General features: G+C 62.8%; 18 protein-coding genes. 12 read left to right on the top strand and 6 right to left on the bottom strand.

Annotated elements, in window-relative coordinates; genetic code table 11:
• Position 1 precedes the first annotated feature (1 nt).
• The gene (locus RB216_RS26040; protein WP_068937053.1) at positions 2-712 is read right to left on the bottom strand and encodes an ABC transporter ATP-binding protein; all 711 of its coding nucleotides are present in this window, start codon (positions 710-712) and stop codon (positions 2-4) included.
• A gap of 6 nt (positions 713-718) precedes the next feature.
• Positions 719-1,324: a DUF2796 domain-containing protein gene (locus tag RB216_RS26035; RefSeq protein WP_028618114.1), complete on the bottom strand. Its 606-nt coding sequence runs from the start codon at positions 1,322-1,324 to the stop codon at positions 719-721.
• Between the two features lie 130 nt (positions 1,325-1,454).
• On the opposite strand from RB216_RS26035, the gene RB216_RS26030 reads away from it, so the two are divergent.
• Positions 1,455-1,796, top strand: coding sequence for a hypothetical protein (locus RB216_RS26030; protein WP_028618113.1), 342 nt, complete (start codon positions 1,455-1,457; stop codon positions 1,794-1,796).
• Here the strand turns inward: RB216_RS26030 and trxA are convergent.
• The 3 genes from trxA to RB216_RS26015 form a co-directional block, all read right to left on the bottom strand.
• Entirely contained in the window at positions 1,793-2,665 is an 873-nt protein-coding gene (gene trxA, locus RB216_RS26025; protein ID WP_028618112.1) for a thioredoxin, read from the bottom strand. The genes RB216_RS26030 and trxA overlap by 4 nt on opposite strands.
• Before the next feature lie 151 nt (positions 2,666-2,816).
• Complete coding sequence (locus tag RB216_RS26020; protein ID WP_028618111.1) at positions 2,817-3,473, bottom strand: class I SAM-dependent methyltransferase; 657 nt, start codon at positions 3,471-3,473, stop codon at positions 2,817-2,819.
• Positions 3,470-3,925 carry a YbaY family lipoprotein gene (locus tag RB216_RS26015; RefSeq protein WP_028618110.1) on the bottom strand — a complete coding sequence of 152 codons (456 nt, stop codon included), beginning with the start codon at positions 3,923-3,925 and terminating at the stop codon, positions 3,470-3,472. The genes RB216_RS26020 and RB216_RS26015 overlap by 4 nt, the downstream gene beginning before the upstream one ends.
• A 140-nt stretch (positions 3,926-4,065) precedes the next feature.
• On the opposite strand from RB216_RS26015, the gene nrdR reads away from it, so the two are divergent.
• From nrdR to RB216_RS25960, 11 genes are all read left to right on the top strand, one after another.
• Positions 4,066-4,530, top strand: coding sequence for a transcriptional regulator NrdR (gene nrdR, locus RB216_RS26010; RefSeq protein WP_010206843.1), 465 nt, complete (start codon positions 4,066-4,068; stop codon positions 4,528-4,530).
• Entirely contained in the window at positions 4,527-5,663 is a 1,137-nt protein-coding gene (gene ribD, locus RB216_RS26005) for a bifunctional diaminohydroxyphosphoribosylaminopyrimidine deaminase/5-amino-6-(5-phosphoribosylamino)uracil reductase RibD (protein WP_016978539.1), read from the top strand. Before nrdR ends, ribD begins: the two co-directional genes overlap by 4 nt.
• Positions 5,664-5,708: 45 nt before the next feature.
• Complete coding sequence (locus tag RB216_RS26000; protein WP_028618109.1) at positions 5,709-6,371, top strand: riboflavin synthase; 663 nt, start codon at positions 5,709-5,711, stop codon at positions 6,369-6,371.
• A 15-nt stretch (positions 6,372-6,386) separates the two neighbouring features.
• Positions 6,387-7,478 (top strand): bifunctional 3,4-dihydroxy-2-butanone-4-phosphate synthase/GTP cyclohydrolase II, encoded by a 1,092-nt coding sequence (gene ribBA, locus RB216_RS25995; protein WP_016978541.1) that lies wholly within the window; start codon positions 6,387-6,389, stop codon positions 7,476-7,478.
• A 90-nt stretch (positions 7,479-7,568) separates the two neighbouring features.
• A complete protein-coding gene (ribH, locus tag RB216_RS25990; protein ID WP_003176356.1) occupies positions 7,569-8,045 on the top strand; it encodes a 6,7-dimethyl-8-ribityllumazine synthase in 477 nt (158 codons plus the stop codon).
• A complete protein-coding gene (nusB, locus tag RB216_RS25985) occupies positions 8,042-8,542 on the top strand; it encodes a transcription antitermination factor NusB (protein WP_010206836.1) in 501 nt (166 codons plus the stop codon). Before ribH ends, nusB begins: the two co-directional genes overlap by 4 nt.
• 18 nt (positions 8,543-8,560) lie before the next feature.
• Positions 8,561-9,526 (top strand): thiamine-phosphate kinase, encoded by a 966-nt coding sequence (gene thiL, locus RB216_RS25980; protein ID WP_068937055.1) that lies wholly within the window; start codon positions 8,561-8,563, stop codon positions 9,524-9,526.
• 66 nt (positions 9,527-9,592) lie between these two features.
• Positions 9,593-10,312, top strand: coding sequence for a substrate-binding periplasmic protein (locus tag RB216_RS25975; protein ID WP_028618107.1), 720 nt, complete (start codon positions 9,593-9,595; stop codon positions 10,310-10,312).
• A 230-nt stretch (positions 10,313-10,542) separates the two neighbouring features.
• A complete protein-coding gene (ribA, locus tag RB216_RS25970) occupies positions 10,543-11,160 on the top strand; it encodes a GTP cyclohydrolase II (RefSeq protein ID WP_016978544.1) in 618 nt (205 codons plus the stop codon).
• Complete coding sequence (locus tag RB216_RS25965) at positions 11,157-11,576, top strand: nuclear FMR1 interacting 1 family protein (protein ID WP_028618106.1); 420 nt, start codon at positions 11,157-11,159, stop codon at positions 11,574-11,576. Before ribA ends, RB216_RS25965 begins: the two co-directional genes overlap by 4 nt.
• Positions 11,573-12,358: a cobalamin-binding protein gene (locus RB216_RS25960; RefSeq protein WP_028618105.1), complete on the top strand. Its 786-nt coding sequence runs from the start codon at positions 11,573-11,575 to the stop codon at positions 12,356-12,358. The genes RB216_RS25965 and RB216_RS25960 overlap by 4 nt, the downstream gene beginning before the upstream one ends.
• Here RB216_RS25960 and RB216_RS25955 read toward each other — a convergent pair.
• The gene (locus RB216_RS25955; RefSeq protein WP_028618104.1) at positions 12,355-14,244 is read right to left on the bottom strand and encodes a TonB-dependent receptor domain-containing protein; all 1,890 of its coding nucleotides are present in this window, start codon (positions 14,242-14,244) and stop codon (positions 12,355-12,357) included. The two genes, RB216_RS25960 and RB216_RS25955, sit on opposite strands and share 4 nt — an antisense overlap.
• Positions 14,245-14,307 lie beyond the last annotated feature (63 nt).

Genomic DNA, 14,307 nt, shown 5'->3' with positions numbered 1-14,307 from the left:
CTCAAACCTCTGCGGGCGTGGCGGCGCGATTGAGTTCGGCCAGCGACAGGTTGCGGTCGAACAGCGAAGCCAGGCTCTGGTCATGGCTGACAAACAGCAGGCTGGCGCCGGCTTCGCGGCATTCGGCGAACAACAGCTGTAGGAAGGCTTCGCGGGCGTCGTAGTCCAGAGCCGAAGTGGGCTCGTCGGCGATCACCAGCTCCGGCTGGCCAATCAACGCACGGGCGGCGGCGACGCGTTGCTGCTGGCCGATGGACAGCGAGTCGGCGCGGCGATCCAGCAGGTTTTTGTCTTTCAACCCAAGGTGCGCAAGTAAAGCAGCGGCGGCTTGGTCGACACTGCCGTGGCGCTGTTTCGCCCGCTGTGCACGCAACTTGGAAAAGTGGCAGGGCAGCTCGACGTTCTCGCGCACCGACAGGAATGGCAGCAGGTTGAACTGCTGGAAGATGTAGCCGGTGTGGTCGACGCGGAAGCGGTCGCGGGCGCCGGCCGATAGCTCGGTCAGCTCCTGGCCGAGCAGGCGGATGCTGCCCTGGTTGGGTGTCTGCACGCCGCCGAGCAGGCCCAGCAGCGTGGTTTTGCCACTGCCGCTCGGGCCCTTGAGAAACAGGGTTTCCCCCGCTTCCAGGCGGAACGCGGGGATGTCCAGCAACTGGGGGTGACCGGGCCAGTTGAAACCCAGGTCAGACAGTTCGATCAATGCGTGTGTCATGGGAACTCAGAACTTCAAGGTGGCTGCTGTGGCCGTGGCTTCCACACCTTGCTGGCCACTCGGACCGATCAGTTGTACCTGAATTTTCTGGGTGGCGGGGAAGGTCTTGAACACCTGGGTCAGGTCAAGGTTGCTCAGGGCCGTCGGCGTGGCGCAGGTGAACTGGTAGTGGGCGTGGATTTCGCTGTGGTCGTGATGATGCTCGTGGGCAGCCGCGCCTTTGCCGTCGGTGGCGTGGTCATCATCGTCGTCGTCATGATCGGCTTCCGGCTTGTCACCGAACAACGGGCTGTTGAGTTCCTGGCTGCTGACCACGCAACCGGCGCCCTTGGGCAAGTTGAACAGGGCGACAGGGTTTTCCAGCTGTTTGCGCACGGCGACGACCTTGGCTTTGTCCGCCGGGGTGGTGGCCAGGTGTTCGAAACCCACCAGGTTCATCGCCGGGCTGTCCAGTTCCAGCTCCAGGGCCTGGCCGTCAAGCACTGCGTTGAGACGGCCGACGCCATGTTCGTGGGCGCCAAGGCTGCCGTGTTCATGGTCGTGATCATCATGAGCGTGGGCAACCGCCAGTGGCAGCAGGGCAAACGGCAAAGCAAGCAACAGACGGCGCATGAGAAGGCTCCAGAAGATGAAAGTTTTGTTATGTGATCTTATAACAATTGCCGCTGAGTTTGACCGCCCGCTTGGCGTTGCGCAAGCCGCATGGGAGCATGCTTGTCAGAAAAGTGCAGGAGTAAGGACGATGTTGCGAATTCGTGGAACGGTCGGCGACTTGCCGGTGGACTTGACCCTGGAGCTGGACGACGGCGATTGGGCACGGCTGGGCGCGCAGTTGCAGGCCACGCCTGTCCCCGCCGCAGCGACAGTGGCACCGGTCAAGCAGAATGACGACCTGTGGCAGAATGCCCAGGACCTGTTGCGCAAGGCCGGCCAGCTCAGCGGCCTGGAGTTGCTGGATCAGTTGGAAGGCTTGGCCGGCGATGCGGCGTCAGGCAAGCGCCTGCTGGTGCGCCTGCGCCACAGCTCGAACGTAAAAGTGGCCAGCGGCGCCGATACGCCGCTGTACAGCTGGGTTGGCGATTAGTACAACGCGGCAAACAACTTGCGACGGTACACGGTCACCAGTGGGTGATCATTGCCCAGCAGTTCGAACACCTGCAGCAAGGTCTTGTGCGGCAGGCCTTCGCTGTAGCTGCGGTTGCGGATGAACAGCTTGAGCAGACCTTCGAGCGCCGCGTCGTACTGCTGGCGCGCCAGTTGCTGGATCGCCAGTTGGTAGGCCGCTTCGTCATCCTGCGGGTTTTGCGCCAGGCGGCTTTTCAGCTCGGCGGCATCCGGCAGATCGGCAGCCTGGCGCAGGAAGGTGATCTGTGCCTTGGCCCCGGCGAGGGCGGCTTTGTGGTCGTCGCTTTTCACCGCGTCCAGCACGGTCTGGGCTTCGCCCAGTTCACCGCGCTCGGCCAGGCAGCGTGCGTAGAGGATCAGCGCAGCAGCGTTGGTGTTGTCCTCGCCCAGCACTGTCACCAGCACGGCTTCTGCATCGGTGATGCGACCTTCGGCAAACAACGCCTGGGCCTGCTCCAACGGATCCGCCGCCGCCGGTGGCGGCATCTGTACATGGGGCTCCAGCATCGCGCGCACCGCCGACTCCGGCTGCGCCCCGGCAAACCCATCCACGGGCTGGCCGTCCTTGAACAACACCACTGTCGGCAGGCTTTGAATGCCAAAGCGCGCAACGATATCCTGCTCGGCCTCGCAATCGACCTTGGCCAGCAGCAACTCACCCTGATAACTCTCGGCAACTTTCGCGAGCATCGGCATCAACGCCTTGCACGGCGCGCACCACTCGGCCCAGAAATCCACCAGCACGGGTTTTTCGAAGGAGTTCTGGATCACTGCCTGGTCGAAGGTGGCGGTGGTGACATCGAAGATATACGGCGTGGGCTGACTCATGAGGCGTCTCGAATAAAGCGGGAATGGGGCAACTATAAGGGCTGGCGAGCCTGGCTGAAAGTGCGGCGGATTCGGCACCGCTTTCGCGAGCAAGCCCGCTCCTGCAGGGGGAATGCGGTCACATGTGGGAGCGGGCTTGCTCGCGAAGGTCTCACGAGCGCCGGGAATGGTACAGACTCACCTTGCGAAACTCCCAAGGCTCCGCCAGATCCGGCAACGTCAGCGCATCAAGAATCGCCAGCCGCTGGTAATCCGGGTGCTGGAAGTCGCGCACGCGCGAATCTGCCACCAGCGCTTCGCGGCCTCGGGTCAGGAACTGGTCGAGCAGCGGCAGGTTCGCGCGGTCGTAGAGCACGTCGGCGACCATGATCAGGTCGAAGCGGTCGGCTTCGGCGAAAAAATCGGCGGAGTAGCCCAGCTCCACGTCGTTGAGCGCGGCATTCGCCCGGCAGGCCGCCAAGGCCAGCGGGTCGAGGTCGCAGGCCACTACTTCCAACGCGCCGGCCTTGACCGCCGCAATCCCGGCCACGCCGGAGCCTGCGCCAAAATCCAGCACGCGCTTGCCGGCGACCCACTCGGGTTTCGCCGCCAGGTACCGCGCCAGCGCCAGGCCGCTGGCCCAGCAAAAACTCCAGTAGGGCGGTTCATGCAGGATGCGCTGGGTTTCTTCGGGACTGAAGGCGCGGTCCATGTTGTCTGCATCCAGCAGCCACAACGACAGCTCGGTGCCCGGCAATGGGCAGGGCACCAGCTGCGCGTCGCCGATCAGTTCGCTCAGGGCCGCTTGCAGGTCCAGCGGTGGCGTCATGGTGCCTTGACGAGTTGCAGGGGGCCGGTGGTCTGGGTGATCGCTTGGGTGATGCGCACGGCGGGCAGGTGCAGGATCAGTTGGCCGGACTGGCTCGCGCGCCCGCGCAATTCAACCCGCGCACCGGCTGGGAACGCCTCGGGGTTAAAGCGCAGGCGGAAAGCCAGGGGCTGGCCGTTGCCGGTCAGCACGCTGCTGGCGAGCAATTGCTGTGGGCGCGAACGATCGTCGATCACCAGCAGGGCCATTTCGACTTCGGCACCGGCCGGAATGTTGGTCAGGCTGCCGCTGATTTCCCGCTGGTAGGCGGGCAGGGGGCCCATGTCTTCAATGCCGGGAACTTTTTTCTCTTGTGCCGGCGTGGGCTGAGGTGCGGCCGGCTTGGGGGCTTCGCTGCTGCAGGCGACCAGGAAACTGAACAGGGTGAGCAAAACAAGTGGTCGTAACTGCATGTACGGCTCCAGAAAGGACAAAATCCGTGGCTTTAAAAATATGAAACATAATAGTCAGCCTATATACCGTAAAGGCTATGGCTTGTCTTGCCACAGGGATGCGCTACCATGGCCCTCCCTTTATTTGTTGCCTGCCTACCATGCACTGTCCCTTCTGCGGTGCCAACGACACCAAGGTCATTGACTCGCGTCTGGTCGCCGAGGGCGATCAAGTGCGTCGCCGGCGCGAATGCCTGGCCTGCGGTGAACGTTTCACCACCTTCGAAACCGCCGAACTGGTATTGCCACGTCTGATCAAGTCCGACGGCAGCCGCCAGCCTTTCGACGAAGAAAAACTGCGCGCCGGTATGCAGCGCGCCCTGGAAAAACGCCCGGTGAGTGTCGAGCGGCTGGAGGCGGCGCTGGTGCATATCAAGCACAAGCTGCGCGCCACCGGCGAACGCGAGGTCAAGAGTCTGGTGGTTGGAGAACTGGTGATGGGCGAGCTGCAAAAGCTCGACGAAGTTGCCTACATCCGATTCGCCTCGGTGTATCGACGCTTCCAGGATCTCAATGAGTTCCGCGAAGAGATCGACCGCCTGGCCCGTGAGCCTGCCAAAGAATGAACCCACCGTCTGCCGAACAAGCTGTGCTCGACGCCCATTACATGGCCCGCGCCCTGGAACTGGCGCGCAAGGGCCTGTACACCACCCATCCCAACCCACGTGTGGGTTGCGTGATTGTGCGTGATGGGCAGATTGTCGGCGAAGGCTGGCATGAGCGGACCGGCGAACCGCATGCCGAGCCCAATGCCCTGCGCGCCGCCGGTGCCAAGGCCCGAGGTGCCACGGTGTACGTGACCCTCGAACCGTGCAGCCATCACGGGCGCACGCCGCCTTGCGCTGATGCGTTGGTCACCGCGGGTGTCGCCCGCGTGGTGGCCGGGATGCAGGACCCGAACCCGGAAGTGGCGGGGCGCGGCATGCAGCGCCTGGCTCAAGCCGGTATCGAGGTGCGCAGCGGTGTGTTGGAAGCTGAAGCACGCGCGCTGAATCCGGGTTTCCTCAAGCGCATGGAACACGGCCTGCCCTTCGTGCGTGTCAAGCTGGCGATGAGCCTGGATGGCCGCACCGCGATGGCCAGTGGCGAAAGCCAATGGATCACCGGTCCGGCTGCCCGCGCCGCTGTGCAACGCCTGCGCGCCGAGGCGAGTGTGGTGCTGACTGGCGCCGACACGGTGCTGGCCGACGGCGCCCGCCTGACTGTGCGCGCCGCCGAACTCGGCCTGGATGAAGCCACCACCGCCCTGGCCATGTCGCGCCCGCCGTTGCGCGTGCTGATCGACGGCCGCCTGCGGGTGCCGCTCAATGCGCCGTTTTTCAAGGCTGGCCCGGCGTTGGTCATCACCTGCGTGACCGCGGAAAACCAATTCCCCCGTGGCCCCGAGTGCCTGGTAGTGCCGGGCGTCGATGGCCAGGTCGACCTGCGCTCGGCGCTGGTGGCGCTGGCGGCCCGTGGCGTCAACGAAGTACTGGTGGAAGCCGGCCCAAGCCTGGCCGGTGCATTTGCCCAGCAAGGCCTGGTGGATGAATACGTGATTTTCATCGCCGGCAAGTTCCTCGGTTCCGCCGCGCGGCCTTTGTTGGACTGGCCGCTTGAGAAACTGGCCGATGCCCCCCAACTCAAGATCACTGAAATGCGCGCTGTGGGCGATGACTGGCGAGTCACTGCCATCCCTGTGCCAGCAGCGAGCGTATAATTTTCTGCCTGCGCCCAGCGCGGTAACGTTTTCCAGGAGAAGGCCATGTTCACCGGCATCATCGAATCCATCGGCAGCATTCGTGCAATGACCCCAAAAGGCGGCGACGTTCGCTTGTCGGTTGAAACCGGCAAGCTCGACCTGGGCGACGTCAAGCTGGGCGACAGCATTGCCATCAACGGCGTGTGCCTGACCGTCATCGAGCTGCCAGGCAACGGTTTTGCCGCCGATGTCAGCCGGGAAACCCTGGACTGCACCGCGATGAACGACCTCAAGGCCGGTAGCCCGGTCAACCTGGAAAAAGCCCTGACCCCGACCACTCGCCTCGGCGGTCACCTGGTCAGCGGCCACGTCGACGGCGTCGGCGAAGTGGTCGCGCGCAGCGAAAACGCGCGGGCCGTGGAATTTCGCATCCGCGCGCCGAAAGAGCTGGCCAAGTACATCGCCCATAAAGGCTCGATCACCGTCGACGGCACCAGCCTGACTGTGAACGCCGTGAATGGCGCCGAATTTGAACTGACCATCATTCCCCACACCCTCAGCGAAACCATCATGGCGTCTTACCAGCCAGGTCGCCGGGTGAACCTGGAGGTGGACTTGCTTGCCCGTTACCTGGAGCGCCTGTTGCTGGGCGAAAAGGCCGCAGAGCCTGCATCCGGTAACATCACTGAAAGCTTTCTGGCCGCTAACGGCTACCTGAAATCCTGACCAAGGGGGTGCCGCGTGGCGCTCAATAGCATCGAAGAACTGGTTGAAGACATCCGCCAAGGCAAGATGGTCATCCTGATGGATGACGAAGACCGCGAAAACGAAGGCGACATCATCATGGCCGCCGAGGCCTGCCTGCCTGAGCACATCAACTTCATGGCCAAGCACGCCCGCGGGCTGATCTGCATGCCCATGAGTCGTGAGCGCTGTGAGTTGCTCAAGCTGCCGTTGATGGCGCCGCGCAATGGCTCGGGTTTTGGTACCAAGTTCACCGTCTCGATTGAAGCCACCACTGGCGTCACCACTGGCATCTCCGCCGCCGACCGCGCCCGCACCGTGCAGGCCGCCGCCGCGAAAGACGCCAAGGCCGAAGACATCGTCAGCCCCGGCCACATCTTCCCGTTGATGGCCCAACCGGGCGGCACCCTGGCCCGTGCCGGCCACACCGAAGCCGCCTGCGACCTGGCGCGCATGGCCGGTTTCGAGCCGAGCGGGGTGATCTGCGAAGTGATGAACGATGACGGCACCATGGCGCGTCGTACCGAACTCGAAGCCTTTGCCGCCGAACACAACCTCAAGATCGGCACCATTGCCGACCTGATTCACTACCGCATGATCCACGAACGTACCGTTCAGCGGATTGCCGAGCAGCCACTGGACAGCGAACTGGGCCAATTCAATTTGGTGACCTACCGTGATTCAGTGGAAGGCGACGTGCACATGGCCCTGACCCTGGGCAGCATTTGCGCCGAAGAGCCGACCCTGGTGCGTGTGCACAACATGGACCCATTGCGCGACCTGCTGATGGTCAAGCAACCGGGCCGCTGGAGCCTGCGCGCCGCTATGGCTGCGGTCTCCGAGGCTGGCAGCGGTGTGGTGCTGTTGCTCGGTCACCCGCTGGATGGCGATGTCTTGCTGGCGCATATCCGCGAAACGGCTGACCACGCGCCGGTGAAAAAACCGACCACCTACAGCATCGTCGGCGCCGGTTCGCAGATCCTGCGTGACCTGGGCGTGCGCAAAATGCGCTTGATGAGTGCGCCAATGAAATTTAATGCGATATCCGGTTTCGACCTGGAAGTAGTAGAATACGTGCCCTCCGAATAAAGGCTGGCGATTTTCGCCCCTTGTTCGCGGTTCAAATATCACTAAGGGACGCGTCATACACGCGTCCCGGCTCTTTAAGAGATTTGTCGAATGACCCTGAAGACCATCGAAGGTACCTTCATCGCCCCCAAAGGCCGCTACGCCCTTGTGGTTGGCCGCTTCAACAGCTTCGTGGTTGAAAGCCTGGTAAGCGGTGCCGTGGACGCCCTGGTTCGCCACGGTGTGAGCGAGAGCGACATCACCATCATCCGTGCCCCTGGCGCCTTCGAAATTCCACTGGTTGCGCAGAAAGTTGCCCAACAGGGTGAGTACGCGGCAATCATTGCCCTGGGCGCAGTCATTCGTGGCGGTACTCCGCACTTCGAATATGTGGCCGGTGAATGCACCAAGGGCCTGGCCCAGGTGTCCATGGAGTTCGGTGTGCCAGTCGCCTTCGGCGTGCTGACCGTTGATTCCATCGAGCAAGCCATCGAGCGTTCCGGCACCAAGGCCGGTAACAAAGGCGCTGAAGCTGCCCTGTCCGCCCTGGAAATGGTCAGCCTGCTGTCGCAGTTGGAGGCCAAGTGATTTCCGACGAGAGCGACAACTTCAACCCGCGTGAGCCACGTCCAGCCGATGCTGGCAAGCCGTCCAAGAACGAGAAGCGTCGCGCTGCTCGTCAGTTGGCGACCCAGGCGCTGTACCAGCGTCACCTGGCGGGCGCTTCGTTGAACGAGATCGAAGCACAGTTTCGCGTCGACAACGACTTCACCTTCGCCGACCTGCCGTACTTCCACGACATCCTGCACGGTGTGCATGCGCACCTGACCGAGATCGACACGGCCCTGGCACCTTGCCTGGACCTGACCATCGAAGAGCTGGACCCGGTTGAACTGTGCGTGATGCGCCTGTCCGCGTGGGAACTGCTGTATCGCGTCGACGTGCCGTACCGCGTGGTGATCAACGAAGGTATCGAACTGGCGAAAGTCTACGGTTCGACCGACGGCCACAAGTTTGTCAACGGCGTGCTCGACAAGCTGGCCCCGCGCCTGCGTGAAGCCGAAGTGAAGGCGTACAAGCGCTAAACCGCGCTTGAATCCTTGATGGGCGAGTTTGAGCTGATCCGCAATTACTTCGCCGCCGCGCCCTGTGCGCAAGGCGGCGAAGGCATTGCACTTGGGATTGGTGACGACTGCGCCTTGCTGGCGCTCCCCGCCGCGGAGCAGCTGGCAATCTCCACCGATACCTTGGTGGCCGGGGTGCATTTTGCCGACCCCTGCGACCCGTTCCTGCTGGGCCAGCGCTCGTTGGCCGTGGCGGTAAGCGACCTGGCCGCCATGGGCGCCAACCCCCTCGCCTTTACCCTTGCTCTCACCACACCGACGGTCGATGCCGATTGGCTGCAACGCTATGCCCAGGGTTTGAACCTGATGGCGCAAAGCTGCGGCGTGGGCCTGGTGGGCGGCGATACCACCCGTGGGCCGTTAAGCCTGACCCTGACTGTGTTTGGTCGCGTACCCGCCGGGCGAGCCTTGACCCGCAGCGGTGCGCAGCCGGGTGACCTGCTGTGTGTCGGCGGCGAGCTGGGCAATGCGGCCGGCGCGTTGCCGTTGGTATTGGGCGAGCGCAGTGCTGACGCGGCCATCGCTGATCCACTGCTGGCCCACTACTGGTCGCCGCAACCGCAGTTGGGCCTGGGGCTGGCGCTGCGCGGCAAGGCTACGTCTGCCATGGATATTTCCGACGGCCTCCTGGCTGATTGCGGGCATATCGCCACAGCCTCGGCTGTCAGTCTGTTGATCGAGCGTCAGCGCTTGCCTTTGTCTCAGGCGCTGTTGGCGTTTGTCGGCGATGACGCGGCGCGCATAGCGGCGTTGAGCGGGGGCGATGACTATGTGCTGGTGTTCACCCTGCCACCCGTCGAGCTGGCGCCGTTGCTGGCCGACGGCTGGCCGGTCCATGTGATCGGACGGGTCGAGGCGGGGCAGGGCGTGACACTGCTGGACGCCAACGGGCAAGACATCACGCCAGCCATTCGTGGTTATCAACATTTTCGCGGGATGCCCTGAATCGGCGAGCTGCGCTACCCTCTATAGCGTAATTAAGGATGCAAGGCCCTGTAGGAGGTCGCCACCATGGATGTGCGCCGTTGGCTGCTGATAGTGCTGTGTGCCTTTACGTCGTTGGTCCAGGCACAGGGCGTGCCCGGCAAGGTCATGCTGGCCAGTGAAGAGTGGAACGACTACACCAACAAAGACGGTAGCGGCCTGGCCTGGGACGTGCTGCGCAAGGTGTTCGAACCTGCCGGAATCACGCTGCAGACGCGCTCGGTGCCCTACACCCGCTCGGTCGGCCTGGCCCAGCGCGGCGAAGTGGATGGCTGGGTCGGGTCCTATCGCGATGAAGCCACGGGTGTGTTGTACCCCCACTGGAATTTCGATTCCGACCACATCTACGCCCTCGGCCTGGCCAGCACGCCAGCGCCGACGGTAGCCACGCTGGGCAATTACCGCCTGGCCTGGGTGCGTGGCTACAAGTACGAGGAGTACTTGCCCAATGTGCACCGTTTCAACCAGATCGAGCGCCGCGACGGTATTTTGCCGATGCTGGAACACGCGCGGGCCGACTTCTACATCGATGCGCTGACCGAGGCCAAGTACGTGCTCAATCAGGCAGGTGATCCGTCGAAGTTCGCACTGACTCACATCGCCGAACTCCCGTTATACATCGGGTTTGCCGATAACGAACGGGGCCGCGCCTTGATGGGCGTCTTCGACCAGCGCATGGCGGCCCTGGTGAAAAGCGGCGAGTTAAAGGCGATTTTCGAGCACTGGAAACAACCCTATCCGTTCTAGATCCCCTGTAGGAGCGAGCTTGCTCGCGAAAAACGCAAGCACGCCGCGGTCACTCAGAATGCTTGCGTCATCGTTGACGATTTTTCGCGAGCAAGCTCGCTCCTACATAGAATCAATAAGAAGGCCAATCGAACCTATTGATCTTTATCAGCGATAATTCAGCTTAAGCGTCTGTAGGAACCTGCTGTTACAATGGCCGCCATCGTAAAAACTGAAATCAGGAGCACACGGTGCCCGTCGTTTTCGTCGCCGCTTCCAAGCTGCCTACCCCTTTTGCCACGTTCACCATGAACGGCTTTCTCGAAGAAGCCACCGGGCGCGAGCACGTTGTGCTGAGCTTGGGCGATATCGCTGATGGCGCGCCGGTGCTGGGGCGTGTGCATTCCGAATGCCTGACCGGCGACGCGCTGTTCAGCCAGCGCTGCGACTGCGGTTCGCAACTGGAAGCCGCCATGCGGGCCATCGCCCGTGAAGGCCGTGGCGTGCTGCTGTACCTGCGTCAGGAAGGCCGTGGCATTGGCCTGATGAACAAGATCCGCGCCTACGAGCTGCAAGATGGCGGCGCCGATACCGTTGAAGCCAACGAGCGCCTGGGCTTTGCTGCCGACCAGCGTGACTACGCGATCTGCCTGCCGATGCTGGAGCACCTGGGCGTCAAGTCCCTGCGCCTGATGACCAACAACCCGCGCAAGGTCAAAGCCTTGACCGAGATGGGCATCACCGTGGCCGAGCGCGTGCCGCTGCACACCGGGCACAACCCGCACAACAAGCTCTACCTGGCCACCAAGGCCAGCAAGCTCGACCACATGATGGGCAACGAGCACCAGGGCGAGGTCGACCGCGCGTGACCCGAGGCCAGGTGAAACGGCGACTGTCCTTCAGTTGGTGGCAGTACCTGGCCCTGGCGCTGCTCCCCCTGTTTGTGATCAACCTGGTGTTCGGCCAAGCCGAATCCTTGCTCCCGGTGCTGGCCATGCCGTTCTTCATTGCCGGCGTGGCCTCGATGTTTCTCAGCCTGCGTTACTTCCACGGCTATAAGCACGCGTTGATCGCCACCTCCAAAGCCCTCGATACCCCGGAAGAACCGGCTGCCTGGATGACCTTGGCGGCCCGTCGGCGTACGGCGTTGCTGGTGGCAGCCGTCCCGGCCTGGATCGGCGCGCTGGCGGTGTTCGTCGGCCTGGAGGCGGTGCCGCTGTTCCTGCTGGCACTGTCGACGCTGGTGCTGTTCTACCTCTACCGCATCCCCCGTCAACTGGGATGAGACGTCGCTGGCTGGCGGTTTTGCTGCTGGCGTGCTCTGCCCAGGCTTTGGCGGCCGAGCGGGTGGTCAGCCTGGCACCGTCCCTGACTGAAATCGTCGCTGAATTGGGTGCTGCCGACGTGCTGGTGGGGGTACTCGATGGCGGCGATCGTCCGGCTGCGCTGGCGCAAGTGCCGTCAGTGGGGCGTTACGGCCAATTGGACATGGAGCGCCTGCTCAGCCTCAAGCCGGATCTGATCCTGCTGTGGCCCGGCAGCGTCGGCCCGGCCCAGCGTGCGCAGTTGCAGCGGCTGAACATCCCGGTTTATGTCGCTGAGCCCCATAGCCTTGAACAACTCACCACCCAGGTCCAGGCCATCGCCGAGCAATTGGGCCGTGCTGAAGCCGGCCGGCAATTGGCCGCGCAATTACGCCAACGCTTGGTCGAACTGCGTCAGCGCTATCAGCGTGCCGAGCCATTGCGTGTGTTTTACCAGGTGTGGAACCAGCCGCTGTATACCGTGGGCGGCGGGCAGATCATCAGCGATGCGTTGAATGTGTGCGGTGCGCGCAATGTGTTCGATGACCTCAGGCTGCCCGCGCCGCAGGTGAGTATTGAGTCGGTGTTGCAGCGTGATCCCGAATTGATTCTGGTCGGGGATCAAGCACAGAAGGAGGCCTGGAAGGTCTGGCCAGCGATGGCGGAACGGGTGCGAGTGGTGCCGGATAAGGGCCTGGAGCGGCCCAGCGGGCAGATGCTGGAGGCGGTGGCGCGGTTGTGTGAGGTGATCGCGCCTCGCTAGAGGTCCGGCGTCCAAGTCACGCCAACCATCAGCGCACGGCCCTCTTCCCGGTAGCCAAATTGCTGGCCTTGATACTGATACAGCGCCCGGCTGTAGGCTTTGTCCAGCAGGTTATCGACCTTCATGTTCAGCATGATTTCGCGGTTCAGCGCCCAACTGGCGCGCAACCCGAGCAACCCATAGCCACCCAACGGCTGCTGGTTTTTCGGGTCGTCGTAGCTGCTGCTGACTGCCTGCCAGCTGGCGCCGATGCCGAATTGGTCGAATTGGCGATCCAGGTCCAGGCTCACGGTGCGCCTGGCGCGACGCGCCAGCGTACGTCCGGAATCGCGGTCTCGTGGATCAATCATTGCCAGTCCCAAGCTGCTTTGCCAGCCGAACAGCTCTTGCTTGAGCGCGGCTTCGAAGCCGTTGATGCGCGCCGAACTGACGTTTTGCGGGCCGTCGCTGCCGAACACGATCGCATCTTGGATATCGGTGCGGTACAGCGAAGCTTCCAGGCGGCTGGTGTCGCTGAGTTGGCTACGCCATTGCACTTCGTAGCTTTTCGAGGTTTCGGGCTTCAGGTCAGGGTTACTGTTCTTGAAGCCGTATTCGTCCGGGTAGTACAAGTCATTGAACGTAGGGGCGCGGAAGCCCTCGCTGTAGCTCAGCAGCAGATCATTGTCCGAGTTGATCGGTAAGGTCAGGGTGCCGCTCCAGCTGTTCTGCCCGCCAAACTGCTGGTTCTGGTCGCGCCGCAGGCCCAGCTCGGTGGAAAACCCTTCGCCGTGGAAGCGATGCTGCACAAAGGCTGCGCGGTTCCAGCGGCTGTTCTCGGTAAAGGTGGTAGAGCCATGGAGGCGGTCTTCGTACCAGTCACCGCCGAGTATCAGGCTGTTTTGCTCATTCAGTGTCAGATCGTTCTGCCAGTTGATCGAGTCGCGGTAGGTGTTGAACACGCTGAAATCGTCACTGAGGGTGTCGCGCTTGGTATCGCGGTTCTCGCTGTGGCCCAGTTCCAGGCGCGATTGCCAGCGTTCGTTGAGTTTGGCATCCACGTAGCCGCTGGCGCTGCTCACGGTGTAGTCGGTGTAGGGCTTTTGCCCCAGCGTTTGCCCGGTGGCGAAGTCGTAGCGGCCGAAGCTGTTGTCGTACTCCGACTTGCCACGGTTATCCAACAGATTGAAACCCGCTTCCAGCTCATCGTTGAAGGCGTGGCTAAGGTTCAGGCTGATGGACTGGTTGCGGTAGGCATCATGGTCGCCATCGCTGGGAAATGACGTGTGCGTCGAGTTAATTCCGGCGGTCTCATCCAGGCTCGCGCCGAGGTTGAAGCGCGTGTGTTCATCGCCACCGGACAGACCGAGGCTGCGCTCCCAGGTTTGGTGACTGCCAAAGCCCATTTTCAAGCGCGGCTGTAGACCCTGCTCGGCATTACGTCGAGTGAACACCTGGATCACGCCGCCAATCGCATCGCTGCCATAGATCACCGAGCGCGAGCCGCGCAGCACTTCAACCCGTTCAATCTGATCGACGTTCAGGTACTGCAGGCCGCTGTCGCCGGAAGTGGTGTTGGCGATGCGCTGGCCGTCCACCAGCACCAGGCTTTGTGCGGATTTGGTGCCACGGATATAAATCCCCGGCAGGCTGCCACGGCCACCGGTCGGCGCGACTTGTACGCCAGGCACGCGGCTGAGCAGGTCAGTCACGCTGGTGGGTTGCAGGCGGTCGATATCGTCGCGGGTGAAGACGGTGTTGGCGGCGCTGCTGTCGTTGCGGGACTGGACCTGCCGGTTGGCGCTGATGACCACATCGGGGAGTTTCAAGGCGTCGTCGCGGGTGTCGGCGAGCAGGTCGGTGGCAGGCAGAAGAAGAAAGGGCAGGGCAAAGTGCAGACGATTCATGGGCTGTCCATAGCGTTGTAGGTGCCGGCTTGCCGGCGATGGCGGTCTGTCTGACACATTGAT

Source organism: Pseudomonas canadensis (assembly GCF_030980095.1).
GTDB lineage: Bacteria > Pseudomonadota > Gammaproteobacteria > Pseudomonadales > Pseudomonadaceae > Aquipseudomonas > Aquipseudomonas canadensis.
This window is presented reverse-complemented; position numbering and strand designations above follow the sequence as displayed.